General features: G+C 63.3%; 23 protein-coding genes and 1 tRNA gene. 18 read left to right on the top strand and 6 right to left on the bottom strand.

Annotated elements, in window-relative coordinates:
- Window positions 1-32 precede the first annotated feature (32 nt).
- Window positions 33-875 (bottom strand): carboxylating nicotinate-nucleotide diphosphorylase, encoded by an 843-nt coding sequence (nadC, locus tag U5K31_07395; protein ID MDZ7772547.1) that lies wholly within the window; start codon window positions 873-875, stop codon window positions 33-35.
- 88 nt (window positions 876-963) lie between these two features.
- On the opposite strand from nadC, the gene U5K31_07390 reads away from it, so the two are divergent.
- The 11 genes from U5K31_07390 (at window position 964) to U5K31_07340 (ending at window position 13,397) form a co-directional block, all read left to right on the top strand.
- Window positions 964-2,121, top strand: a complete 1,158-nt coding sequence (locus U5K31_07390; GenBank protein MDZ7772546.1) for an IscS subfamily cysteine desulfurase — start codon at window positions 964-966, stop codon at window positions 2,119-2,121.
- 72 nt (window positions 2,122-2,193) lie between these two features.
- On the top strand, window positions 2,194-2,805 hold the full coding sequence (locus U5K31_07385) for a thioredoxin domain-containing protein (GenBank protein MDZ7772545.1): 612 nt from the start codon (window positions 2,194-2,196) through the stop codon (window positions 2,803-2,805).
- Window positions 2,802-3,350: a gamma carbonic anhydrase family protein gene (locus U5K31_07380; protein ID MDZ7772544.1), complete on the top strand. Its 549-nt coding sequence runs from the start codon at window positions 2,802-2,804 to the stop codon at window positions 3,348-3,350. Before U5K31_07385 ends, U5K31_07380 begins: the two co-directional genes overlap by 4 nt.
- Window positions 3,351-3,384: 34 nt before the next feature.
- Window positions 3,385-4,530, top strand: coding sequence for a radical SAM family heme chaperone HemW (gene hemW / locus U5K31_07375; protein ID MDZ7772543.1), 1,146 nt, complete (start codon window positions 3,385-3,387; stop codon window positions 4,528-4,530).
- Window positions 4,531-4,591: 61 nt separating this feature from the next.
- Window positions 4,592-5,578 (top strand): hypothetical protein, encoded by a 987-nt coding sequence (locus tag U5K31_07370; protein ID MDZ7772542.1) that lies wholly within the window; start codon window positions 4,592-4,594, stop codon window positions 5,576-5,578.
- 79 nt (window positions 5,579-5,657) lie between these two features.
- Window positions 5,658-6,965, top strand: coding sequence for a fumarylacetoacetase (gene fahA / locus U5K31_07365; GenBank protein MDZ7772541.1), 1,308 nt, complete (start codon window positions 5,658-5,660; stop codon window positions 6,963-6,965).
- 7 nt (window positions 6,966-6,972) lie between these two features.
- A complete protein-coding gene (locus tag U5K31_07360) occupies window positions 6,973-7,728 on the top strand; it encodes a rhodanese-related sulfurtransferase (GenBank protein MDZ7772540.1) in 756 nt (251 codons plus the stop codon).
- 11 nt (window positions 7,729-7,739) lie between these two features.
- Window positions 7,740-7,907: a hypothetical protein gene (locus tag U5K31_07355; protein ID MDZ7772539.1), complete on the top strand. Its 168-nt coding sequence runs from the start codon at window positions 7,740-7,742 to the stop codon at window positions 7,905-7,907.
- Between the two features lie 114 nt (window positions 7,908-8,021).
- Window positions 8,022-10,409, top strand: a complete 2,388-nt coding sequence (locus tag U5K31_07350) for a choice-of-anchor B family protein (GenBank protein ID MDZ7772538.1) — start codon at window positions 8,022-8,024, stop codon at window positions 10,407-10,409.
- Between the two features lie 6 nt (window positions 10,410-10,415).
- Window positions 10,416-11,519, top strand: a complete 1,104-nt coding sequence (locus U5K31_07345) for a YncE family protein (GenBank protein ID MDZ7772537.1) — start codon at window positions 10,416-10,418, stop codon at window positions 11,517-11,519.
- 18 nt (window positions 11,520-11,537) lie between these two features.
- Window positions 11,538-13,397 carry a VCBS repeat-containing protein gene (locus tag U5K31_07340; GenBank protein ID MDZ7772536.1) on the top strand — a complete coding sequence of 620 codons (1,860 nt, stop codon included), beginning with the start codon at window positions 11,538-11,540 and terminating at the stop codon, window positions 13,395-13,397.
- 60 nt (window positions 13,398-13,457) lie between these two features.
- Here the strand turns inward: U5K31_07340 and U5K31_07335 are convergent, their stop codons facing one another.
- Window positions 13,458-14,273, bottom strand: coding sequence for an alpha/beta hydrolase (locus U5K31_07335; GenBank protein MDZ7772535.1), 816 nt, complete (start codon window positions 14,271-14,273; stop codon window positions 13,458-13,460).
- Between the two features lie 100 nt (window positions 14,274-14,373).
- Here U5K31_07335 and U5K31_07330 point away from each other — a divergent pair, with 100 nt between their 5' ends.
- From U5K31_07330 to U5K31_07315, 4 genes are read left to right on the top strand one after another with little or no spacing between them, the layout of a single operon-like run.
- Window positions 14,374-14,907 (top strand): helix-hairpin-helix domain-containing protein, encoded by a 534-nt coding sequence (locus tag U5K31_07330; GenBank protein MDZ7772534.1) that lies wholly within the window; start codon window positions 14,374-14,376, stop codon window positions 14,905-14,907.
- 4 nt (window positions 14,908-14,911) lie between these two features.
- A complete protein-coding gene (locus tag U5K31_07325; GenBank protein ID MDZ7772533.1) occupies window positions 14,912-16,471 on the top strand; it encodes a PglZ domain-containing protein in 1,560 nt (519 codons plus the stop codon).
- Window positions 16,461-16,892: a tRNA (adenosine(37)-N6)-threonylcarbamoyltransferase complex ATPase subunit type 1 TsaE gene (gene tsaE, locus U5K31_07320; GenBank protein ID MDZ7772532.1), complete on the top strand. Its 432-nt coding sequence runs from the start codon at window positions 16,461-16,463 to the stop codon at window positions 16,890-16,892. Before U5K31_07325 ends, tsaE begins: the two co-directional genes overlap by 11 nt.
- Window positions 16,893-16,911: 19 nt before the next feature.
- Window positions 16,912-17,193, top strand: a complete 282-nt coding sequence (locus tag U5K31_07315) for a hypothetical protein (GenBank protein ID MDZ7772531.1) — start codon at window positions 16,912-16,914, stop codon at window positions 17,191-17,193.
- Here U5K31_07315 and U5K31_07310 read toward each other — a convergent pair whose 3' ends face one another.
- Together U5K31_07310 and U5K31_07305 are read right to left on the bottom strand one after the other, a co-directional pair.
- Entirely contained in the window at window positions 17,194-18,627 is a 1,434-nt protein-coding gene (locus U5K31_07310) for a sodium:solute symporter family protein (GenBank protein ID MDZ7772530.1), read from the bottom strand.
- Window positions 18,624-19,262: a thiamine diphosphokinase gene (locus tag U5K31_07305; GenBank protein ID MDZ7772529.1), complete on the bottom strand. Its 639-nt coding sequence runs from the start codon at window positions 19,260-19,262 to the stop codon at window positions 18,624-18,626. The genes U5K31_07310 and U5K31_07305 overlap by 4 nt, the downstream gene beginning before the upstream one ends.
- Before the next feature lie 147 nt (window positions 19,263-19,409).
- Here U5K31_07305 and U5K31_07300 point away from each other — a divergent pair, with 147 nt between their 5' ends.
- On the top strand, window positions 19,410-20,393 hold the full coding sequence (locus U5K31_07300; GenBank protein ID MDZ7772528.1) for a bifunctional oligoribonuclease/PAP phosphatase NrnA: 984 nt from the start codon (window positions 19,410-19,412) through the stop codon (window positions 20,391-20,393).
- A gap of 29 nt (window positions 20,394-20,422) precedes the next feature.
- The gene (locus U5K31_07295; GenBank protein MDZ7772527.1) at window positions 20,423-21,733 is read left to right on the top strand and encodes a trypsin-like peptidase domain-containing protein; all 1,311 of its coding nucleotides are present in this window, start codon (window positions 20,423-20,425) and stop codon (window positions 21,731-21,733) included.
- Here the strand turns inward: U5K31_07295 and U5K31_07290 are convergent, their stop codons facing one another.
- Window positions 21,734-22,495, bottom strand: coding sequence for an enoyl-CoA hydratase/isomerase family protein (locus U5K31_07290; GenBank protein MDZ7772526.1), 762 nt, complete (start codon window positions 22,493-22,495; stop codon window positions 21,734-21,736).
- 18 nt (window positions 22,496-22,513) lie between these two features.
- Window positions 22,514-22,951, bottom strand: coding sequence for a divalent-cation tolerance protein CutA (gene cutA, locus U5K31_07285; protein MDZ7772525.1), 438 nt, complete (start codon window positions 22,949-22,951; stop codon window positions 22,514-22,516).
- Between the two features lie 121 nt (window positions 22,952-23,072).
- Here cutA and U5K31_07280 point away from each other — a divergent pair.
- Window positions 23,073-23,156 (top strand) — tRNA-Leu (locus U5K31_07280).
- Window positions 23,157-23,169 lie beyond the last annotated feature (13 nt).

The following is a 23,169-nucleotide window of genomic DNA, read 5'->3' as shown; positions in this document are numbered from 1 at the left end:
TCCGGCCGATACGGTAGTGAAAGCAGCGCCAATCAGGTATTGGAATCCAAGAGGTTAAGGTGGATGTCCAGGGCCTTCACTGAATGGGTGAGACAGCCGAGTGAGATGTAATCGGCCCCGCAGCCGCGGTAGCGGCCGATGGACTCCGGGGTGATGCCACCGGATACCTCGGTGGCGATGTGTTCGGGTACCAGCGGTATCCACGCGCGCACCTCCTCCGGGGAGCGGTTGTCAAACATGATAATGTCGGCCTTCGCCTCAACCGCCTCAAGCACCTGCTCGCGGGACTCCGTCTCCACCTCGACGGGGGTCATGGGACCCACCCGCCCTCGGGCGCGGCGCACCGCCTCGGCGATGCTTCCGCAGGCCGCAATATGGTTGTCCTTGATCATCACGCCGCCATCCAGGCGGTAGCGGTGGTTGAAACCCCCGCCGCAGCGCACCGCGTACTTCTGCAGCATGCGCAGGCCGGGAAGGGTTTTCCGCGTGTCGCACACCCGTATGGAGGGATCGTCCAGCACGTCCACGGCGCGGCGGGTGGCGGTGGCTACCCCGCACAGATGCTGCAGGAAATTCAGAATCACCCGCTCGCCCTGCAGCAGGGTTGCGGTGGGTCCCTCGGCCCGGGCGATGAGCCCGCCCTCCTCCAGACGGTCGCCGTCGGCCGCCGCCGTCTCGATGCGGATGTCTTTGTCCATGCGGCCGTAGACTTCGCCTATGAGGGGAATGCCGGCGGCCGTACCCGCATCGCGGGCCGTAAAGCGTACGGCTGAGCGGTGGGATGGGGGAAATACGCCGTTGCTGCTGGCGTCACCGAAACCGAGATCCTCCTCCAGGGCGCGGTCAATAAGTTGAATGAGGGAAATGCGGTTCATGATCCGGGGCGGCCGGCGGGCCGCGATGCGTACGGTCGCGGGATTTGGTTATATTAAAGGCCTCCAAAATAGGCATTTTCGCAAGCGAATGGAAAAGATGATCTACCTCGACTACGCCGCCACGACCCCCATGTCCGAGGGCGCCCTGCAGGCCTACCGCAAAGTGGCCAAACGTTACTACGGCAATCCCTCCAGCATCCACGACCCGGGCTCCACGGCTGCCCGGGTGGTTGAGAAAGCGCGGGAGGCCCTGGCCGGCATGCTCGGGGTGCCCGACCGGGCACGGGGCGTTTTCTTTACGGGCAGCGGGAGCGAGGCCAACGAGCTTGCCCTGCGCTCCCTGCTGAAAGGCACGCCCGATCGCCGGCACGTGGTCGCCTCCCCCATTGAGCATTCCTGTGTGCGCAACACCCTGCGTCTGTTGGAGGAGGAGGGCTGCGCGGTCGACTACCTGCCGGTGGACCGCAGGGGCTATGTGGACCCCGAGGACCTGCGGGGGATGTTGCAGCCGGAGACCGGCCTGGTGACCGTGCACCACGCCCACCCCGAACTGGGGGTGGTGCAGCCCCTGGAGGAGCTGGGCGAGGCGGCGCGGGAGGCCGGCGTGCCCCTGCACTCCGACGCGGTGCAGTCATTCGGGAAGATTCCGGTGGAGGCGGCACGCATGGGACTGTCGGCCGTATCGGTTTCGGCGCATAAGCTTTACGGTCCCAAAGGACTGGGGGCGGTGTGGATGGATCCCTCGGTAAACTGGAAAGGCGTGATGCCTGGAGCCACACAGCAGAACGGATTTCGGCAGGGCACCCTCGACGCGCCGGCCGTCGCGGCTTTCCTGGCGGCCCTCCGGGAAGCCGAAGAGGAGCGCGATGAACGTGACCGCCGCCTGCGCGCGCTCCATGAGCGAATGCTGAAGGGGCTGCGGGCGCTGCCCTTCGAGGTGAGCCTGGAAGGGGAGCCGGAAGAGGGGCTCCCGGGACTGGTGGGGCTGCGGGTGCCGGGCATGGAGGGACAGTACCTGATGCTGGAGTGCAACCGCAAGGGCGTGGCCATCTCCACCGGAAGCGCCTGTACGGTGGGTACCGGCAAGCCTCCCCACACGATGACCCGCCTCGGATACGAGGCACAAGAAGCGCGGGAGTTTATCCGTTTGTCCTTTGGAAAGGAAACCGGCGAGGGGCAGCTCGACCGCGCCCTGGAGGTGCTCGCCGGAGTGGTGCGCGCCCACTACGAAATGACGGGCGCCTGATACTGCATCCCAGCCGGGAAACTTGTATGTTCCACCTCTGCCGAATGCCAATGCCCACAAACAGGAGATTCCATGAAGACTACTCAATGCGTTAGAAAAGGGTTGCTCACCGGCCTGATGGCCATCTTTCTCGGGCTGATGCTCGCGCCTGCGTCGGTCCAGGCCCAGGAGGAAGACGAGTCGGAGGCTCCGGTGGTCATGACCGAATACAGCGACTACCAGTGTCCGGCCTGCGCCTACTTCCATCCCATTGTCCAGAAACTCAAGGAGGAGTTCGGCGAGCAGCTGCACATCAACTACAAGTACTTCCCCCTGAACAGCCACCAGTATGCGGCCCTGTCGGCCCGCGCCGCCCAGGCGGCCCGCAACCAGGACAAGTTCATGGAGATGCACAACAAGCTCTTCGAGGGACAGCAGCGCTGGTCCTCCTCCCCCAATCCCCAGCCCATATTTATGAGCTACGCCCGTGAGATCGGGCTGGACATGGCACAGTTCCGCAACGACCTGAACGCCGCCGAGACGCAGCGCATCGTCATGGAGGAGAAACGCGAGGGACAGAACATGGGCGTGAACGCCACTCCCACCTTCATCATCAACGGCACCATGCTGGAGACGCCCCCCTCCACCTTCGAGGAATTCCGCAAGGTGATCCAGGGCTACCTCGACGAGGTGCAGTCGCAATGATCTACCAGTTTTTGAACCGCGAACCGGGCTACGACGAGAGCGTCTTCGTCGCCCCCAGCGCGGACCTCATTGGCGACGTGACGCTGGGATCCGAAAGCAGCGTCTGGTTCAACGTGACCATCCGCGGCGACGTCAACTGGATTGAGGTCGGGAGCCGGTCCAACGTGCAGGACAACACCTGCATCCACGTGATGAACCAGACCGGTCCCACCCGCATAGGCGACGAGGTGACCGTCGGGCACAGCGCCATGATCCATGGCTGCACCATCCGCGACCGCGTGCTCATCGGCATTCATGCCACCGTACTTGACGAGGCCGTCATCGACTCCGACGTGATCGTGGCTGCGGGCAGCCTGGTACCTCCGGGCAAGCACCTGGAGTCCGGCTACCTCTACATGGGCAGCCCGGTGCGGCGCGAGCGCGAACTGACCGACAAGGAGCTCGCCTCCATCGGCAGACACGCCTCCAACTACGTGAAATACAGCCGCGCCTACATGCAGAAGGACACCTACGAGGAGAATCCCTTCTACAAGCCGCGCGACTGATCGCCCGAATGCACTGAAGTCCACGGCCTCCGCCATGAGCGGCATCTACCTGCATATTCCCTTCTGCAAACAGGCCTGCTCCTACTGCGACTTCTATTTTGTCACGCGCAAGGGGGCGCGCGAAGACTACGTGGAGGCGCTGCTGCGGGAGATACGCTCCTACCGCGGCACCCCCTTCGCCGAACCGCCCGTACGCACCCTCTACCTGGGGGGCGGCACCCCCTCGCTGATGCGTCCCGAGTGGCTGGCGCGCGTCTTCGGGGCCCTTCGGGAGACCTTCGAGCTGCGCCTGGAGGAGTGCACCATGGAGCTCAACCCCGACGACGTCACCCGACCCTACCTCCGCGCGCTCCGCGACCTGGGCGTCACCCGCGCCAGCATGGGGGTGCAGTCCTTCCAGCCCGCTCTGCTCGAATTTATGAACCGCGCCCACAGCCGCGACGAGGCCCTGGAGGCCCTGGAGGCCCTGCGCGACACCGGCTTCGGATCGTTTACGGTGGACCTCATCTACGGGAATCCGGGGCAGACCCTCAGGGAGCTGGCGGCGGACCTCGACCTGCTGCTGGACTTTGAACCCCCGCACGTTTCGGCCTACGCCCTCACGGTGGAGCCCGGCACGCGCCTGGGCAAGGCGGTGGATCTGGGGAGGGTGGCCGAGCCTGAAAACGAGACGGTGGCCGAACACTACGAACGGGTGCGCGAACGCCTGGAAAAGGCGGGCCTGCACCAGTACGAGGTGAGCAACTACAGTCGCCCGGGCCGTGAGGCCGTGCACAACAGCCGCTACTGGGAGCACGCCAACTACCTGGGCATGGGACCGGCCGCCCATTCCTTCTGGTGGGACGGGGACGGGGCGCGCCGCTGGGAGTGGGAGGCCAATCTGGGCAGCTACCTGGAGCGCCGATTTACCGGCGAGCCCGACCCGCAGCTCACCGAGTCGCTTTCGCCCCTGCAGCTGGCCGAGGAGCGCATTATGATGGGCCTGCGAACCCGCGTGGGAGTTTCCCGTGAGGAGCTGGCCGACCGCTACGGCTATACCCTCTCGGAGAAGCAGGAGGAGCTGCTCGAGGAGCGCAGGGGACGGGGACTGGTGGCCGGACACACCCCTGAGCTCCGGCTGACGGCCGAGGGACGCCGCCTGGCCGACGCTGTGATCCTTGACCTGATTACCGCGCACTGATTGCTTTTGTGGGAAAAAGGGAACAATTTTCAGGGCTTATCAAAACCCACAAATACCACTTATGAAGCAGAGCCTCCGGACTTTTATGAACGGCATCGTGGACTACGCCGGACTTTTTCCTCCGGCCGGCCTCGAGTTGGAGCCCGCCCTGCGCAACTATCTGCGCTACCGGGAGGGGGAGGATGCCTGGATGCTCTCCCGTTTTATCCTGCCCTACACCATGCTGGAACGCCTGGAGGCCTGGGACGGGGAGATCCGGGAGACGGGACGGGCGGTGGACCTCTCCGTGCTGGGGGGCTCCGCCGACACGGTAGCAGAATTTGGGGAGATGGCGGAGAAGCTCACGGGCACTGTGAACCGCTTCCACGAATCCCACGAGGGACTGGCTACCACGCGCATGCTCGAAATAAGGCTGCCGCGCGAGGCGGTGCTTGCCAGTGACCACGGGCGGCTCAAAAAGGTGATGGACAGGCTGGCGGAGACCCTTGCCGGCGACCCCCGGTTGCCGGAGTACGTTTTTTTCGAAGCCCCGCTGGAGGAGAGCTGGAAAAAGGACCTTCTGACCGTTATGGAAGCCCTGCAGGCCCACAATAACGATACGGCCGCCGGGCTGGAGCGCTACCGCTATGCCGGATTCAAGCTGCGCTGTGGGGGCACGGAGGCGGAGGACTTTCCCTCCACGGAGCAGGTGGCCTGGGCTCTCAACCGGGCCCGTGAGCACAGCCTGGCGGTCAAGTGCACGGCCGGGCTGCACCACCCGGTGCGACATTACGCCGATAGTGTCGGCACGCGCATGCACGGCTTCTTAAATGTCTTCGGCGGGGCTATGATCGCCTGGGCGCACGATCTGAACGACGAGGAGCTGGATGCCATTGTGCGGGAGGAGGACCCCGAGCAGTTCCACTTTGGGGAGGAGGCCCTGACCTGGCGCGAGCACAGCGTCTTCACCGGCGAAATCGCCGAGCTCCGTGAGGTCTCCCTGGTATCCTTCGGGAGCTGCAGCTTTGACGAGCCGAGGGAGGACCTGCGCGGACTGGACCTGCTCTGAGCGTTAGCGCCCTGCCCGCGGGACGCGCCGCCGTCACCATCTCCATCCATTCACAGTAATCCGCACGAAGAACCTTTTTATGCACGCTACCAACGATCCCGAGCTTGAATCCTTTGTCGACGTCGATCCCCAGTCACACTTTTCCATTCAGAACCTGCCCTACGGGGTGGCCCGGCCGAAATCGGGCGAGACCGAACCGCCCGGGGAACCCTTTATCTGCACGGCCATTGGTGACTTCGTGGTCAACCTGGCGGAGCTGGAAGCCGCCGGCCACTTCGACGGACCCGAGCTGGAGGGCACGAAGGTTTTTCACAGCTCCACCCTCAACAGGTTCATGAGCCTGGGACGCCCGGCCTGGCGGGAGGCGCGCGTCACCCTCAGCAAGCTGCTGAGCGCCGGCGAGCCGGTCCTGCGCGACAACGAGGGTCTGCGCAAACGGGTGCTTATTCCGCGCCGGGAGGTGGAGATGGAGCTGCCGGTGAACATAGGTGACTATACCGATTTCTACTCCTCCGAGCAGCACGCCTTCAACGTGGGCACCATGTTCCGGGGACCCGAAAACGCCCTCAAGCCCAACTGGAAGCACCTGCCCGTGGGCTATCATGGACGCGCCAGCTCGGTGGTGGTCAGCGGCACCGGGCTGCACCGTCCCAACGGGCAGACCATCCCGCCCGACAGCGAGCAGCCCGTCTTTGGTCCCAGCAAGCTGGCCGACTTCGAGCTGGAGGTGGGCTTTCTTACCGGAGGGGGCAACCTGCTGGGCGAACCCATCCCGGTGGAGCGGGCCCGCGAGCATATCTTCGGCCTCGTGCTGGTCAACGACTGGAGCGCCCGCGACATCCAAAAATGGGAATACGTACCGCTGGGACCGTTCCTGGCCAAGAACTGGGCCACCAGCATCTCACCCTGGATAGTGACGCTGGACGCCCTGGAGCCCTTCCGCATCGAGGGACCCGCCCAGGATCCGGAGCCGCTGCCCTACCTCAAGGGCGCCGATAAAAGCCACTTTGACCTCTCCCTGGAAATCTGGCTGCAGGGAGAGGAGATGGAGGAGCCGCACCGGATTTCCCAATCAAACAACAAGTACCTCTACTGGAGCATCGACCAGCAACTGGCCCACCAGACCGTCACCGGCTGCAACGTGCGCCCCGGCGATCTCTACGCCTCGGGTACCATCAGCGGACCATCGGAGGACGCCTACGGGAGCATGCTGGAGCTGAGCTGGAAGGGTGAACGCCCCCTGAAATTTCCCAACGGGGAGGAGCGCACCTTCCTGGAAGACGGCGATACGGTCACCATGACCGGCTGGGGAGAGGGCGCCGGTTACCGCGTGGGCTTCGGCGAGGTGACCGGCACCGTCCTGCCAGCCAAAGACCTGGGACACTGAGGGTTCCATGAGCTACGACGTCATCCTCTACTACCGCTTCCGGGAGATCGAGGACCCGGAGGCCTTCTGTGCCGAGCACCACGCATTCTGCGAGGAGCTGGGGGTGAAGGGGCGAATCTACATCGGCCGAGAAGGCATCAACGGCACCCTGGCTGGCACCCCGGAGCAGGTGCGCCGCTACCGGGAGCACCTGGAGTCCATCGAGGGTTTCGATGACATGGACTGGAAGACCGACGAGGCCGATTTTATCCCCTTCCCGCGGCTTACCGTCAAGACGCGCGATGAGATCGTCTCCCTGCACGAGGAGGCTGATCCGGCGGCGGGAGGCGCCTACCTCGAGCCTGCCGAGTGGCGCGAGGTGCTGGAATCGGAGGAGGACTACCTGCTCATCGACGTGCGCAACGACTACGAGTCGCGCATCGGGCACTTCGAGGGCGCCCTCACCCCGCAGGTGGAAAATTTTTACGACTTCCCAGAGTGGCTGGAAGGGCTGGAGGCCAATCGCGACCGCAAGGTGCTCATGTATTGCACGGGCGGCATTCGCTGCGAGAAGTTCTCCGTGCTCATGAGAAAGAAGGGTTTCCGCGACGTGAACCAGCTGCACGGCGGCATCCTGCGCTACGGCGAGCAGGAGGGAGGGGCCCATTTCAAAGGTAAATGCTTTGTCTTCGACGACCGCCTGGTGGTACCTGTGGGCAAGGAGGAGGGAGAGCCCATCGCACGGTGCGAGATCACCGGCAAGCCGGCCGACACCTACATCTAAACTGCGCCAATATGCGCTGCAACAAGCTCTTTGTCTGCTCGGAGGAGGGGGCCCGGCAGATGGAGGGCTGCTGCAGCGAAGAGTGCCTGCAGAGCGACCACCGGCGCCCCTTCGATCCCAAAAACGCCTTCCGACCCTACCGCCGCTGGTACCACTACTTCGACGGTGAGCCTGACTGACGGACCGGCGGCAAGGTACGGCAGCAGGCTTGGTCCGTCACTTCTTGCTTATCCCGTAGGATTATGTGATTTTAAGGGTTCTCAACGAAAGCCGCATAGCCAAAACCTGTGTCCATGAAACGATTGTTGATTCCCTGTCTAACCCTTCTCTTTTCCCTCACCTTTATAAACGCGCACGCCCAGACCACGCCCGACGGCTCTTCCCAGGCCATGATGGGCTACGGCAACGCCGTGGCGGTCTCCGACGGCCAGGTATTTGTCGGTGAAACCGGCAACATCCACCAGACGGGTATCGTCTACGTCTACGGCCAGTCGGACATGGACTGGACGCAGCAGGCCATGCTGAAGCCTTCGGACGGCGAAATCGGGAACGGTTTCGGATCGTCTATTTTCGCCGACGGAAACCGGGTGCTTATCGGCGCCCCGGACCGGGCCGACGGCATGGGCGCAGCTTACCTCTTTGAACGGGCGTCTGACGGCTCATGGAGCCAGTCTGCCATGATGGCCCTCACCGATTCCACCGAGGGTGAGCTGGGCGCCAGCGTGACGATGAACGGCGACCACGCCTTTGTGGGCGCACCGGATGAGGAAGACGGCCTCGGCGCCGTCTACGTATTTAGCCGCGACGACGCGGGCAGCTGGACGCAGCAGGCGCGCCTTGCCAATCCCGACACCGCACGCGGAACGGGCTTCGGCTCGGCCCTGGCTTCTGACGGTTCCCGGCTCATGGTCGGCGCGCCCGGAGAGCAGGGCGGCGCAGTGTACGTTTTTTCCAATGACGGCATGGGCAGCTGGTCCATGCAGACCACCCTCGCCAACCAGCGTGTGGACGAACGGGCCGGCTTCGGTGCCACGCTCAGCCTCAACGGCAACGAGCTGCTCATCGGCGCACCCGGACACGACGCGGCTTCCGGCGCCGTATTCCTCTACCGCAGCGACGACAGCGGTTCCTGGAGCTACGACAGTCGCCTGGCAGCATTTGACGGTGGACCCTTTGTACAGTTTGGTTCCTCCCTCGCCTTTGTTGGATCAGACGCCTGGATAGGCGCGCCGAACGCCGAGGACGGACGGGGCGCCCTCTACCGGTATTCACGCGACATGAGCGGCAACTGGACCGGCGCCGGCAAACTTGGCGGACCGGACCGCGGGGAAGATGACTCCTTCGCGGGCACTTTCGCCGTGGACGGCGACGTGGCCGTGGCCGGCCTCCCGGGCTCCGACTACGGCGCGGGCTCCGCGGCCATCATGGAGCGCGACGCCAGCGGCAACTGGATGGTAGCCAAGAAAATCATTCCCGAAGGTGGTTCCGTGTTGCAGCCCATCACGGGCAGCGAGGTGGAATGCACCGAGGGCGAGGCCGACATGTTCGAATGCAGCAACATGAACATGCTCTCCTTCCTTCCCCTTGACGCCATCGGCGCCGACCGCGGCGTCCGCGTCAACGACATGTGGGGCTGGACCGACCCGCAGACCGGCAATGAGTACGCCATCATCGGCCGCAACGAGGGCACCTCCTTCGTGAATGTGAGCGACCCGATGAATCCGGTCTTCGTGGCCACCATCCCCATGCCGGATGACGCGCAGTCCGCCGTCTGGAGAGATATCAAGGTTTACGACAACCACGCCTTCATCGTGGCCGACAACGCCGGCCATCACGGCATGCAGGTGGTAGACCTCACCGAGCTTCGTAACTTCGACGGTGAGCCCCTGCACCTGGAGCAGGTGGCGCACTACGACGGCATTCACAGCGCCCACAACGTGGTCATCAACGAGGATTCCGGCTTCGCCTACGTGGTGGGCAGCAGCGGCGGTGGAAACACCTGCGGCGGCGGTCTGCACATGGTGAACATCCAGGATCCCACCAACCCCACCTTCGCCGGCTGTTTCTCCGATCCCTCCACGGGACGCAGCGGCACCGGTTACTCTCATGACGCCCAGTGCGTCAACTACGAGGGTCCCGACGAGGACTACCAGGGACGCGAAATCTGCATCGGCGCCAACGAAACGGCCATCAGCATCGCCGACGTGACCGACAAGGAGAATCCCGAGGCCATCGCCACTGCCTCCTATCCCGATTACGGTTACGTCCACCAGGGCTGGTTGACGGAAGACCACCGCTATTTCTTCCAGAACGACGAGCTGGACGAATTGAGCGGAAACGTAGAGAACACGCGCACCCTCATCTGGGACCTGTCGGATCTGGACGACCCGCAGTTTGTGCGTGAGTACTTCCTGGACAACAGCTCCTCCGATCACAACCTCTACATCAAGGACAACATCATGTACCAGTCCAACTACGTGAGCGGGCTGCAGGTGCTTGACGTCAGCGATCCCGCCAATCCCGTCAAGGTGGGTGAGTTCGACACAGTACCCTGGGGTGAGGACACACCCGGATTCTCAGGTTCCTGGAGCAACTATCCCTACTTCCAGAGCGGCATCGTGGTGATGACCAGCGGACGGGAGGGCATCTTCATTCTGAAGCGTCAACAGCAGGACCTCTAGGCACCTATGAAACGTACCATCGCGCGCACACTGTCACTGGCAATTGCACTGCTCCTCATCGCCGCCATTCCGCGGGCCGTGCAGGCCCAGACGGAAGGCGGGGCGGAGACCGCCGGCCAGGGACAGATGATCTACGTCTGCAACCAGGGGGCGGCCACCCTTTCGGTGGTTGACGCCGGCACCAACGAGGTCGTCGACCGCATCGACCTGCAGGAGCTCGGCTTCTCAGCCAATGCCAAGCCGCACCACACCGTGGCCGAGCCCGACGGCTCCCACTGGTATGTGACGCTTATCGGCGAGAACCGGGTGCTCAAGTTCAACCGCCAGAACGAGCTGGTGGGCCAGGCCGAAATGGAGGTGCCGGGTCTGCTGTCGCTGCATCCCACGCGCGACCTGCTGATCGTGGGACGCTCCATGAGCGCGGTCAACCCGCCCCAGAGCATCGTGCTTGTCCGGCGTTCCGACATGACGGTGGAGGGCGACATCCCCACTTTCTTCCGCCGCCCCCACGCCTTGGACACCTCGCCCGACGGGCAGTGGACCTACATCGCCAGCCTGGCGGAGAACCAGATTCTGGCCTATAATCATGAGACCGAGGAGTCCGAGCTGGTCACCCTGCCCGGCGACACCCACGTGTTCGTGGATTTCGCCATCTCTCCCGACGGGAGCACCATGGTGGTCACCGGACAGGTATCCGGGAAGGTGCTGGTCCTGGACCTCAGCGATCCCGCCGGTCCCAGGGTCACGGACTCCATCGACGTCAACGCCCAGCCCTGGCATCCTGTGTTTTCCCCGGATGGCCGCTACGTCTACTTCGGCAACAAGGGGGCCCATACGGTCACCGTACTCGACATGCAGTCGCGCAGCGTGTCCGCCGTGATTGAGGGAGAGGGACTGGCCCAGCCCCACGGCAGCGCCATGTCGGCCGACGGACGCTGGCTATACATTTCCAACAACAACCGCCAGGGCACCTACCAGGCCTCCGGTGCGGACGGAGAGGGCGATCCTCCCGGCACCGTTACGGTTATAGACACGCAGACCAACACCATCGCCAAAATTATCGAGGTCGAGGCCTACACCACCGGCATAGGCACGCGCGCCCGCCGTTAAGCCGAACCCCCCGTCTTCATGCAGCATCGCATTCTCCTTGTTTCCCTGCTCCTTGCCGCTTTGCTGGCTGCCGGCTGCAGCGGCAGCCGCACCATGACCGGAGAGGGAGACCCGGCTTCACCGCAGGTTGCGCAGGAGGGCAGCTCAGCAGGGGAATCCGACTGGGAGCGCGCCATCAATCCCTTTCCCGTTTACGGGGAGGGCGGCAAGCGGGTAGATCATCCCTTCCTGGGCGGCTACAACGTCCCCCGCCCCCAATTCGTGGACATCGACGGGGACGGCGATCCGGACCTCTTTGTCCAGGAGCGTTCCGACCAGCTGATCCATTTCGAAAACACCGATCCGGGCTCCGACAGCCCGCTGACCTGGCAAAGCGACAACTGGCGCGACCTCTCCATCGGCGAGTGGTACCGTTTTGCGGACATGGACCAGGACGGCGACTACGATCTGCTGGCCGAGCAGCCCTACAGCTACATCCGCTACTACCGCAACGACGGCACCTCCCAACAGCCCGACTTTACGCTGGTGACCGACTCGCTGAAGGACGTGGACGGCACGCCCATCTTTTCCGACCGCCAGAACATCCCCAACGTGGTCGACATCGACTGCGACGGGCGGCTGGACCTCTTTATCGGGCGCCTTGACGGTACCGTACGCCGCTACGAGTCCACCGGCCGCGACGATCGCGGCGTGCCGCAGTTCGAGCTGGTAAGCGAGCGTTTCGAGGGCATCGAGATCGTCAACCAGCTGATGGGCACCCTGCACGGCGCCAACACCCTCGCCTTTCACGACATCGACGGGGACGGGGACCAGGATCTCTTCTGGGGCGACTTCTTCGAACCGGGTCTTCTGCTTATTGAAAACCGCGGCTCCTGCGGCAATCCCGACCTTCGGACCGAACCGCAGCCGTTCCCTCTCTCCAACCCCCTGGAGACAAGCGGCTACAACGCCCCCGCCTTCGCCGACTGGGGAGGAGACGGCGACGTGGACCTCTTTGTGGGCGTGCTGGGCGGGGCCTACAACGCCAATACCACGCTGGCGAATAACTTCCATTTTTACGAGCAGGGAGACGATGGTTCCTTCAGCCTGCGCAGCCGCCGCTTCCTGGATATGATCGACGCCGGAAGCGAGAGCATGGCCGCCACGGGCGACCTTGACGGCGACGGCGACGGCGATCTTCTCATGGCCAACCGTATCGATCCAGGCAATCGCAACTCCTCCATCGTCGTACGCTATGAGAACCGGAGCGGGGACGGGGGACCCGCCCTACACCGCGCCGACACCCTGCAGCTTCCCGAAGCCTACCACTATGCGCCGGCCCTGGGCGACCTGGACGGCGACGGGCTGGACGACCTGCTGCTGGGCACCTGGCGGGGACGCATCGCCTACTATCGCAACACCGGCGACGGATTTGAAGCGGTAAATGAGTCCTTCGTGGAGCTGCGGCGAGGCAGCAACGCCGCGCCCGTGCTGGGCGACCTGGACGGCGACGGCGACCTGGACCTGCTGGTGGGCGAATCGGGCGGCGGCGTGCGCTACTTCCGCAACGAGGGAAGTGCAGGTGAGCCGGAGTTTGTACTTCAACCCGACGCCTTTCCCGACGTGAAAGCCGACCGCCGCAGCGCGCCGGAGCTATTGGATGTGGACGGCGACGGAGACCTCGATCTGATCATGGGCACCGAGTCCCAGGGACTTCTCTTCTACCGCAACACCGGTTCGGCCGGAAGCCCGGCCTTCAGTCCCGAAGCCATGCCTTTCGACGTTGAAGCGCCTGCCCTCGCCACGCCAAGATTCGGTGACCTGGACGGCGACGGCAGGGCCGAATTCCTTTCGGGTGGCGCGGGAGGAGGACTCCTCTACTACCGCCCCTCGCAGTAGCCTCTCCCGGCTGCATCCAGGCGCAGGAAACAGGAGTTTATCCGATGACACGCCTTGCTTCTACCCTTCGAAAAAAGCCCGGGCGATACGTGCAAAACGATCGGGGCGGTCCAGGAAGGCGTAGTGTCCAGCCCCCTCGAGGGTGACCAGCGCGGCGCCCTCCAGTCCCTGCTCCATCCGTTCGGCCTGGTAGAGGGGGGTCATCCCGTCTTCGGTGCCCCAGAGCAGCAGCACCTCGTGGGGAATTTCCGCCAGCAGTCCGTCCTGGTATTCGGTCACGGTCCGCACGAAGGTCTCCCGCATCACCCCGCTTGTCTTCCGGTAGTCGCCCGAGCCCAGCGCCTTCCAGACGCGCGTCCCGCGCAGCCGTTCCAGGGCTGTTGAACGCGGCCCCGCGGGCAGCAGTTGGAAAGGGGCTTTAAGGGCCTTGGCTGCGATGGTCTTCAGGTACCAGTCGAGACTGCGGCGGGGCTTCATGCCCGCCCCGCCGGTGATGAGCACCTTGTCGATGTGGCGGCGGCCGAAGTCGGAGGCCATGAGCTTGAGGGCAATGCGTCCCCCGAAGGAGTGCACCAGCAGGTCGGCCGGCTGCAGGTCCTGGTCCTCCATGAAGCGCCGAACCAGCGCGGCGTAGTCGTCCAGCGACCAGGCCTCTGCAGGTTCGGGGGAGTTCCCGAAACCCGGAAAATCCAGCAGCCAGCAGGAGCGCAGCCCGTCCAGGCTGCGCGCCAGGGGCATCATCACCTCGCTGGAGCTGCCCCAGCCGTGGAGCACCACCAGGGGCTTCCCCTCGCCGGTGCGGTACCAGGCCACCTCGCGGTCCCGGTAGGTATATGCGTGCCGCTCTTCCATGGTCTGCCGGCAAACTTCGAACATATATTGCTGGCATACAAGACCCATTGCAGCGTAAGGCGGGGGAGGCGGGAAGGTCTAACCTGAAAGCCCCCGGCCTGTCCCGGCCACCTGACTGAAAGCCATGCTGCGAAGACGTCTCTTTTTCCTGTTCGAGAAACTCAAGATCACCCCCGCCGAGCGGCGTACCATGGCCGTGCTGCTGGCGGCGCTTCTTTTGCTGTCGGCCGCGCGCCTGATGGTGAACCCGGCCTCCCCCTACGATGAGGACTTCTACCGTGAAACCGATGCGCGTTTCGACTCGCTGTCCAGGGCCTTCTCCCCCGCCTCTCCGCTGCCCGGGACGGAACCCGCCGCTTTTCCGTCCGCCGATACGGTGGAAGGCGACACCCTCCGGCATCCCGCCGACAGCACCTCCCTGCTCACCTCGCCTGAAGTCCCGCGCATCAACATCAACTCGGCCGACGCGCTTGCCCTGCAGGCCCTTCCCGGTATTGGACCCGTCTACGCAGCCCGCATCGTCGCCTGGCGGGAGCAATTCGGGCTCTTCCAGGACGTTGACGAGCTGCTGCATATCCGAGGCATCGGGGAAATACGACTGGAAAAGATCAAACCATTTATCAAACTTACGGTGGACAGCACCCAACAGGCGCACTGATCCCATGGCCAACCGCATACTCTGGGCTGACGACGAGATCGATCAGCTCAAGCCTCACATACTTTTCCTGGAAAACAAGGGCTTCGAGATAACCCCCGTCACCAACGGCGGGGACGCGGTGAGCCTTATAAAGGAGCAGGTCTTCGACATCGTCTTCCTGGACGAACAGATGCCCGGCATGGACGGACTGACCACCCTAGGCGAAATCAAGTCGGCGCAGCCCTCCCTCCCCGTGGTGATGATCACCAAGAGCGAGGAGGAGTCGATCATGGAAGACGCCATCGGGGCCAAGATCTCCGACTACCTCATCAAGCCGGTGAACCCGAACCAGATCCTGCTGACGGTCAAGCGCATTCTGGAGCGCCGCCGCATCCGCAGCGAGAAGTTCGCGCAGTCCTACCTGAAAAGCTTCAATGAACTCTCCCGTGACATTCGCGAGGACACCGGATGGGATGAGTGGATCGACATCTACCAGCAGCTCACACGCTGGGACATTGACCTGGAGGGGGGCGAGGAGTCCCTCAGGCAGGTGCTGGCCGACCAGTACGCCGAGGCCAACAAGATGTTCGGGCGATTCGTGATGGACCACTACGAAGATTGGGTGGAGGCTGAACGTTCCGCCCGCCCGCCGCTCTCTCCAGACATTTTCCGGGAATACGTCAAGCCGCAGCTGGACCCGGATCGCCCGACCCTCTTTATCGTCATCGACTGCCTGCGCTACGACCAGTGGATGGTTTTTGAACAGCTGCTCAATGACTTCTACGTCATCGAGACCGATTTCTATTACTCCATCCTGCCTACGGCCACGCCCTACTCGCGCAATGCCATCTTTGCCGGGCTCTTTCCGCTGGAAATCCGTCAGACCTACCCGAAGTTGTGGCACCAGGGGGAGGACGAGCACTCCCTGAACCAGTTTGAGCCGGAGCTGTTGGACCGGCAGCTCAGGCGCCTGGACCTGGACTACGCCTTCCAGTACGAAAAGATTCTGAACGCCGAGGAGGGACGGAAGGCGGCCGACCGAATTCTCAACTACCTGCAGTCTCCGCTCAGTACCTTTGTGTACAACTTTGTGGACACCCTGGTGCACTCCCGTTCCGACTCGGAGGTGCTCAGGGAGATTGCCCCCGACGTGCCCGCTTTCCGCTCGCTCACACGTACCTGGTTCCAGCATTCGTCGCTGCTGGAAATCTTCAAGACTCTGGCCGAAGAGAATGTGCGCATCGTTGTGACCAGCGACCACGGGGCGGTGCGTGCCCTGCGCGACACCAAGGTCTACGGCGACCGCGACACCTCCACCAGCCTGCGCTACAAGTACGGGCGCAACCTGTCGGTGGAGTCTGAAGACGCCACCAAGGTCGTGGATGATCCCGCTGCGTGGAAACTTCCGACTCCGGGCAAGGCCAACAGCTACCTGGTTGCCCGCGAGGACTACTACTTTGTCTACCCCACCAACTACCACCGCTACCAGAACCGCTACCGCGACACCTTCCTGCACGGGGGGGCGAGCATGGAGGAGATGATCTTGCCGGTGGCCACCCTGCGACCCCGCGGCTATGGAAGATGAGGTAATGACCGCCTCCGAGCAGGAGACCATCGAACTGGGACGGCGCTTTGCGGCCAGGCTGGAGCCGGGCGACGTGGTCTGCCTGAAGGGGGAGCTGGGCTCCGGCAAGACCCATTTTGCCAAAGGCGTCGGATCGGCCCTGGGCGTGTCCGAGGAGGAGGTGCACTCGCCCACCTTTACACTGATCCGCGAGCACCGGGGAGGGGAGACCGACTTCTTTCATTTCGACTGCTACCGCCTGGAGCGCATCGAGGAGGCCCTGGAGATCGGCGCGGAAGAATATTTCTACGGGTCCGGCGTTTGCGTAATCGAGTGGCCTGAGAAGATCCGCGGGATCATTCCGGAGGATGCGATCTGGATCGAAATCGTGAAGGAGAGTCCCTCGCTGCGTTCGTTTCGCATTGGAACCAAACCCGTATAATCCTGTATATTGGGGGCTCATGTCGACCGAAAAACGTCTTGCATACCGACTTGACCGGCTGCCGGTGATCCTCCCGTTTCACCGCAGGGCGCAGAACAACATACAGCCGGGTGACCTGGTCTACTATGGCCCCTGTCCCGAGTTCTATGGTATCGGCGAGGTGGTGCGACTGCTGGACGGCTTCTGCATCGTCGACTTCCGCGGAACCGGCGCCCTGGAGATCCAGAAAGACGCCATGGCCCTGAAGTACCTTATCCCCATCCACAAGCTCAACCTGGGCCACATCCTGAAGAGTACCTGATCAGCCCTCCTCCCGCAGGCTCTCCCTCACCTCCAGTCCCCCGCCCTTGCTGCGACCTCCCAGCCAGAACAGCACGCTGGCCGCCAGGCCGGGGTAGAAGGGCTCCACGCCCAGGAAGGTGTAGTCGTAGGCCCCGGTGTTGGCCAGGGTTCCCAGGACCAGCCAGCCCAGCGAGATGCCGATGCTGCCCAGCATGAGGGGCAGCACCCAGCCTTTTTTCATGGCGAAGAAGGGGAGGTAGACCCCCAGTACGGGCAGCAGAAGTCCGGGTATCATCACCGAGCCTATGACGTACCAGAGGTCGATGACACTGGGATAGACTATGATCAGTGCGATGCCCAGCAGGGCGGCCGCCAGGGTGCCGATGCGGGTGAGGCGGTTGTTGGGGATGCCCGGGAAGATCTTGACCAGCAGGTCGCGTCCCAGCGTCTGTCCGCTGAGAAACAGGTAGCTGTCGAGGGTGGACATGATGGTGGCCAGCAGGGCCACGAAAAAGACGCCCAGCGCGCCGGCGGGCAGGATCTCGTTGGCCAGGTAGGGATAGGCCATGACCGGCTCGGAGAGGTCGGGTCCGAGAATGGCCCAGGCGTACATGCCGGCCGTCAAGGTAAGCAGATCGAAGACCGACCAGAGCAGGATGGAGATGAAGATGCCCTTGCGCGCGGTGGCCGGCGATTTGGCCGCCGCAGCCCGCTGGTGGAAGGAGGGATCCACGAAGGTCCACAGCGCAATGAAAAACCAGACCAGGATGTACTGCAGGTCCTGTCCCCCGGTCAAATCGCGGTAGGTGTCGGGCACGGCCTCCCAGAGGCGAAGCGGCGAGCCGAAATCCCCCCATGCGTAGGCGATAACCATCACAAAACCGCCAAACATAAGGGCGATCTGCAGGGCGTCGGTTCGCACCACGGCGTTGAAACCGCCGAAGGTGACGTAGGCCACCGAGAAGAGGGCCACGGCCGAGGCGTACCAGAGGAAGTGCCCGGCGCCCCCGGTCAGGTACTGGAAGATGAGTCCCAGCATGAGAATATAGGGGGCGGGGCTGACCAGCACGAAGATGGGCACGGCGGAGACCCTGCCGGCGCGCTCCCCGTAGAAGTTGCCCACGGCCTCGGGCAGGGAGAGGGCCTTGTTCATGCGTATGCGCCCGGCCAGCAGCCAGGCGAAGAGCGCCGAAAAGATGTAGAAGGGCAAACCGAAGAGCAGCCACTGGGAGATGCCGAACTGGTAGCTGTATTCGCCCACGCCCAGGATGCCCCCGTACCAGGTGGAGACCAGGGTGGCTACGAAGGCCGCCAGGCTCATCTTGCGACCCGACAGCAGGAAGGTCTCCTCGTCCTCTTCCCCCCATTCCCGCCGCCAGGTCAGTCCCACCAGCAGGGCGAAATAGAGGGCGACGAGGACCCAGTCGAAGATGCCGAACTGCAGGGAACTCACGATGCGGGCTGGTAAAGGTAGTCGCCGGCGACGAAGGCGAGCAGGTCGCCGCTCTCGTGGCGGATGACCACCTTCTCAGCGACGGCCCGGTTGGAGGAGCCGTCGCGCACGCCGTTCTCAAGGGTTTCGTCGTCCAGGGACCATGCCAGTCCCTCGGTGGTGACGCCGGTCACCCGGCCGGAGAGGGGAAAAAGGGAGATGAGGGTCTCCTCGGGCACCCGCAGGGTGGCGTGGCGCGCCAGCAGGAAGGTGTCGCCGTGATTGTCTCGCAGCCGCAGACGTTCAAACCGCCCGTCGAACCGTTTCAGTACGGAGAGGTTTTTCAGGGTCTGGTCGAGCCGCCGGCCGGTGGCGCCCAGGACGGTGCCCTGCCGTGCCCCCTCCCCGAGGGCGTGGGCCAGGGCCTTCTGCAGGTCGTTGGTCTCCTGGTCGCCGTCAAAGATCACGGGGAAGGGCTCGTCGTCGCCCGGCCCGAAACTGTCGAGGTCGCCGATGACCACGTCGGGCTGCCGGTCGTACGTGCGGGCTGTCAGCGCGCCGCCGTCGGCGGCAACGAAGTAGTCGGCCTCCTGCAGACAGCTGTCCAGCAGCTGTTGCGAGGGTGGGGTGCCATGGCAGAGAACCAGTGCGTGCATGGTGTAGTGAAAACGCGTCTTTTGGCTTGGTTTGGGCGTAACATACGGAAAATGGGAGAAGAAAGAGCCCGGAAAAAATTATTGCTTTCTTCACAGCTAACTCACATTTTAATAAGCTTATTTTCGAGATTCAGCCGCCTGTAAACCATGTTTGAAGAACTCATATCAGAACTTAAGCAGTACCGCACCGTCGGGGTCTATTCTCACATCCGTCCCGACGGTGACTGCATAGGGGCTCAGGTCGCCGTATGCCTGTGGCTGGAGCGCAACGGCATTACCGCCTACGCCTTCAACGACGACTCGGTGCCCCTCAACCTGCAGTGGCTGACCGATTACCACGAGATCCGCCGGCCCGAGGAGTCCAGGCTGGAAAAATGCGAGGCCTTCGTCCTGGTGGACGGGAATTCTCCGGCGCGGTTCGGAAGCTATTCCGAATACATGCAGGACGATCCCAAGCCCACCTACATGATCGATCACCATCCCGATCCGCAGGACGGCTTCAAGCTGAGTATTTCCGTGGAGGAGGCCTCCTCCACCTGCGAACTGGTCTTCCATCTTTTCCTGCAAAACGACGTGGGGCAGCTGGACGAAGATGCGGCCAAGGCCCTCTACACGGGCATCCTCACCGATACCGGGTCCCTGCAGTACGACAGCGTGACGCCCGAGACCATGAGCATCGTCTCCGAGCTGCTCCGGCTGGGAGACTTCCGTCCCAACGAGGTGGCTGAAAGGGTCTTCTCCAACAAGTCCCTCAACCAGCTTCACCTGCTCAGCAGGGCCATGAGCACCATCGAGCTGTATGAGGACAATCAGATCGCCATCATGTACGTTACCAGCGGGATGCTGGAAGAAACCGGCACCACCAACGACGACTGCGAAGGCTTCGTAGCCTACCCCCTGAGCGTGACCGGTATCAAGGCCGCCATCCTGTTCAAGGACCTGGGGGAGGGCATCAAGATGAGCCTGCGTTCCAAGAGCAACGACGTAGACGTCAACATCTGGGCCCGTGAAATCGGCGGTGGAGGACACAAGAAGGCCTCCGGCGCCTGGCACCCGGGTCCGCTCGACGAAGCCATCGAGGAGGTGGTCGACATCGGCGCCAGGCAGCTTTCCGGCATCGACAAGCACTGAGCAACCGCTTTTAGCATAGGAACAGGTCCATGTACCGGAGCTATCGCCTAATCCCCATCCTGTTTACAGCCCTCCTGCTGGCGGCGGGATCCTCCTGCGAACGCAGCGGCGGGTCATCCCCAGGCAACGGCCGTGATCAGGCCGGGGAGCCGTCGGCCGGGCAGGTCGACACTCCCGGCACCCAACCTGCCGACCCCGGCGCGGAACCAGACCGGGCGGCCGATACCCGCAGCCGTGAGGGCTCCGGCGATACCCTTGACACCTGGAAAAAGCAGTACAGTCAAAAATACAGCCAATTTCAGGTCGATTCGACCGTCTACGCCAGTCGCGACAACGCCATTACCCGGGCGGTGAGGGAGGCGAGCCCTGCCATCGTAAGCATTACGGCCACCTCACAGGTGCAGCGCCGGCTCCCGGGCGATGAGTTCTTCACACCTTTCTTTTTCTCCCAGCCGCAGGATTACAGCAGCATGGGATCCGGCTTTATCATCAGCGAGGACGGCATGGTCGTCACCAACGATCATGTGGTAGGCGAGCCGAACAGCGAGATCACTGTCTCCCTGCCCGACGGCTCGCAGTTTGAAGCCGAAGTGATCGGCACCGACGAGCTCTCCGACCTGGCCCTGCTGCAGATCAGGGCCGACCGCGGTTTCCCCTACATCCAGTTCGGCGACTCCGACGAGCTGATGGTGGGGCAGTGGGCCGTAGCCATGGGCAATCCCTTCGGGCTCTTCAAGTCGGCCCAGCCCTCGGTTACGGTGGGCGTGATCAGCGCGCTGAACCGCGACTTCCGTCCCAATCCCCAGGATCCGCGTGTCTACATGGACATGATCCAGACCGATGCTGCCATCAACCGCGGCAACTCGGGCGGACCCCTGGTCGACAGCGAGGGCGACGTCATCGGGGTGAACACCCTCATCTACACCGAGGGACCCGGCGGGGGCAACGTGGGACTGGGTTTCGCCATCCCCAGCAACCAGGTCATCGCCACCATCGACCAGCTGCTGACCCAGGGCGAGGTGGAGATGCCCTTCGACCCCGGTTTCGAGATGTCGGAAATGACTATGGAGCTGGCCGTGGAGAACAACCTGCCTGCCGTCAGCGGCTTGCTGGTGACCAGCGTGAACCGGGATGGACCGGCCTTTGAGGGCGGAATCATGCCCGGGGACATCATCGTACGCATAGGCGAGGAGCGCGTCAAGCAGGAGCGCCACGCCCGGGCCCTCTACCGCCGGTACGCCGAGGGGGATACCATGCGCGTGGAGCTGCTTCGCAACAGCCGGCTCTATGAGGCAAAAATGGTGCTGCGCAAGAAGGTTATCGAAGGATCGGGTAACTGACTACGGCATCTCCCGCCGATCCAGGAATTTTTGCACCCTCTCGCGGTGGCGATCGTCTTCCCAAAAGGCGCCGAAGGCTTCCAGCTCCTGTTCCAGGCTTTCCCGCCGATTGGGCAGGCACCGAAGCGCCCCCTGCTTGAGGGTGCCTATATAGTCCCTGTCGTTATGGGTAAGCGAATGTGCCCACGCAAGGGCGGTCTCCCGAAAGGCCTCTTGCGGTTCGAGGCGGTCGATAAGCCCGCACCTGAGCGCTTCGGACGCTTTCACCACTTCGGCCCCTGCAAGCCAGCGCAGCGCGGTGGGGCGTCCCACCCGTTCCACCAGGCGGGTAAGTCCGCCCCAGCCCGGGGGGAGGTAGAATTTGCCCTGGGTGAATCCAAAGGTGGCTCCCTCGGCTGCCATGCGGAAGTCGAAGGCCAGCGCGATCTCGCAGCCCCCGCCGTAAGCCGGTCCACTGACCGCCGCCAGGGTCCAGCACGGAAGATCCTCCAGTCGCAGGAGCAGGCGCTGCATGCGCCGTGCCATAGCGCGCCCCTCCTCGGCCGTCCTAAGCCCGTGAAACTCCTTCAGGTCGCCTCCCGATATGAAGGCCTCGCCGGTCCCCTCCAGTACGAAGGCGCGCAGGTCCTCGTCCTCCTCCAGGCGATCCAGCAGGGCTTCCAGCTCATCCATGACGGCGAAGCTGACGGCGTTGCGGGAGCCGGGGCGGTCGAGGGTGGCGCGGAGCACCCGGTCGTGGATTTCGGTACGGATGAGCGGCACGGCGCGGGGAATAAGGGCTTAGTCCTCTATTTCGTAGTCGATGGTCTGTTTACGCGCCTCGTTCAGCAGCCAGCGCTGGTACTCCTCGTTACCCTCCTGTTCGGTGAGCTGCAGGGAGATGATGCAGGGACAGTCGTAGCTGTGGAGCTCCTTCACCCGGTCGGTAAGCAGCTTCATGTTGTGATAGGGCGTTTTGGCAATGAGCACACACTCGGAGTCTTCCTGGAGCTCCCCTTCCCACCAGTAGATGGATTCCATGCCGTCCAGGATGTTGACGCAGGCGGCCAGCCGCTCCTTAACGAGGGCTTTGCCGATGGATCTGGCCTCCTCCCGGTCGGAGGTGGTGATGTATACGAGCCGGAGATTGTAGAACATGATGTTGGGCTTGGATATATGAGGGATGACGCCGGTATCGGGGGACAGATCATGGGATTTGCCCCAGGGTAGTCCAAACATAGGAATTTAGCGGCTCAATAACAGTCTCTGAGCGAATCCTGCGGCGTTTATTTCTGTTGATAACAGGCGGAAAAAGCCGTAATTTTGTTGACTTTGAATTGCCGACGGACTGCGTGCACATGCGAGAGTGGCGGAATTGGTAGACGCGTCAGGTTTAGGACCTGGTGCCTTTCACGGCGTGGGGGTTCGAGTCCCCCCTCTCGTACAGGATAGCCCAC

The sequence above is a fragment of the Balneolaceae bacterium genome (assembly GCA_034521445.1).
In the GTDB taxonomy this organism is placed as follows: Bacteria; Bacteroidota; Rhodothermia; order Balneolales; family Balneolaceae; genus JAXHMM01.
Note: the sequence above shows the minus strand (reverse complement) of the source record. Positions and strands in the feature narration are given on the sequence as shown.

Excerpts from the sequence above, each read along its gene's own strand:
- nadC (MDZ7772547.1), bottom strand. The coding sequence starts at position 875 with ATGAACCGCATTTCCCTCATTCAACTTATTGACCGCGCCCTGGAGGAG.
- U5K31_07390 (MDZ7772546.1), top strand. The coding sequence starts at position 964 with ATGGAAAAGATGATCTACCTCGACTACGCCGCCACGACCCCCATGTCC.
- U5K31_07385 (MDZ7772545.1), top strand. The coding sequence starts at position 2,194 with ATGAAGACTACTCAATGCGTTAGAAAAGGGTTGCTCACCGGCCTGATG.
- U5K31_07380 (MDZ7772544.1), top strand. The coding sequence starts at position 2,802 with ATGATCTACCAGTTTTTGAACCGCGAACCGGGCTACGACGAGAGCGTC.
- hemW (MDZ7772543.1), top strand. The coding sequence starts at position 3,385 with ATGAGCGGCATCTACCTGCATATTCCCTTCTGCAAACAGGCCTGCTCC.
- U5K31_07370 (MDZ7772542.1), top strand. The coding sequence starts at position 4,592 with ATGAAGCAGAGCCTCCGGACTTTTATGAACGGCATCGTGGACTACGCC.
- fahA (MDZ7772541.1), top strand. The coding sequence starts at position 5,658 with ATGCACGCTACCAACGATCCCGAGCTTGAATCCTTTGTCGACGTCGAT.
- U5K31_07360 (MDZ7772540.1), top strand. The coding sequence starts at position 6,973 with ATGAGCTACGACGTCATCCTCTACTACCGCTTCCGGGAGATCGAGGAC.
- U5K31_07355 (MDZ7772539.1), top strand. The coding sequence starts at position 7,740 with ATGCGCTGCAACAAGCTCTTTGTCTGCTCGGAGGAGGGGGCCCGGCAG.
- U5K31_07350 (MDZ7772538.1), top strand. The coding sequence starts at position 8,022 with ATGAAACGATTGTTGATTCCCTGTCTAACCCTTCTCTTTTCCCTCACC.
- U5K31_07345 (MDZ7772537.1), top strand. The coding sequence starts at position 10,416 with ATGAAACGTACCATCGCGCGCACACTGTCACTGGCAATTGCACTGCTC.
- U5K31_07340 (MDZ7772536.1), top strand. The coding sequence starts at position 11,538 with ATGCAGCATCGCATTCTCCTTGTTTCCCTGCTCCTTGCCGCTTTGCTG.
- U5K31_07335 (MDZ7772535.1), bottom strand. The coding sequence starts at position 14,273 with ATGTTCGAAGTTTGCCGGCAGACCATGGAAGAGCGGCACGCATATACC.
- U5K31_07330 (MDZ7772534.1), top strand. The coding sequence starts at position 14,374 with ATGCTGCGAAGACGTCTCTTTTTCCTGTTCGAGAAACTCAAGATCACC.
- U5K31_07325 (MDZ7772533.1), top strand. The coding sequence starts at position 14,912 with ATGGCCAACCGCATACTCTGGGCTGACGACGAGATCGATCAGCTCAAG.
- tsaE (MDZ7772532.1), top strand. The coding sequence starts at position 16,461 with ATGGAAGATGAGGTAATGACCGCCTCCGAGCAGGAGACCATCGAACTG.
- U5K31_07315 (MDZ7772531.1), top strand. The coding sequence starts at position 16,912 with ATGTCGACCGAAAAACGTCTTGCATACCGACTTGACCGGCTGCCGGTG.
- U5K31_07305 (MDZ7772529.1), bottom strand. The coding sequence starts at position 19,262 with ATGCACGCACTGGTTCTCTGCCATGGCACCCCACCCTCGCAACAGCTG.
- U5K31_07300 (MDZ7772528.1), top strand. The coding sequence starts at position 19,410 with ATGTTTGAAGAACTCATATCAGAACTTAAGCAGTACCGCACCGTCGGG.
- U5K31_07295 (MDZ7772527.1), top strand. The coding sequence starts at position 20,423 with ATGTACCGGAGCTATCGCCTAATCCCCATCCTGTTTACAGCCCTCCTG.
- cutA (MDZ7772525.1), bottom strand. The coding sequence starts at position 22,951 with ATGTTTGGACTACCCTGGGGCAAATCCCATGATCTGTCCCCCGATACC.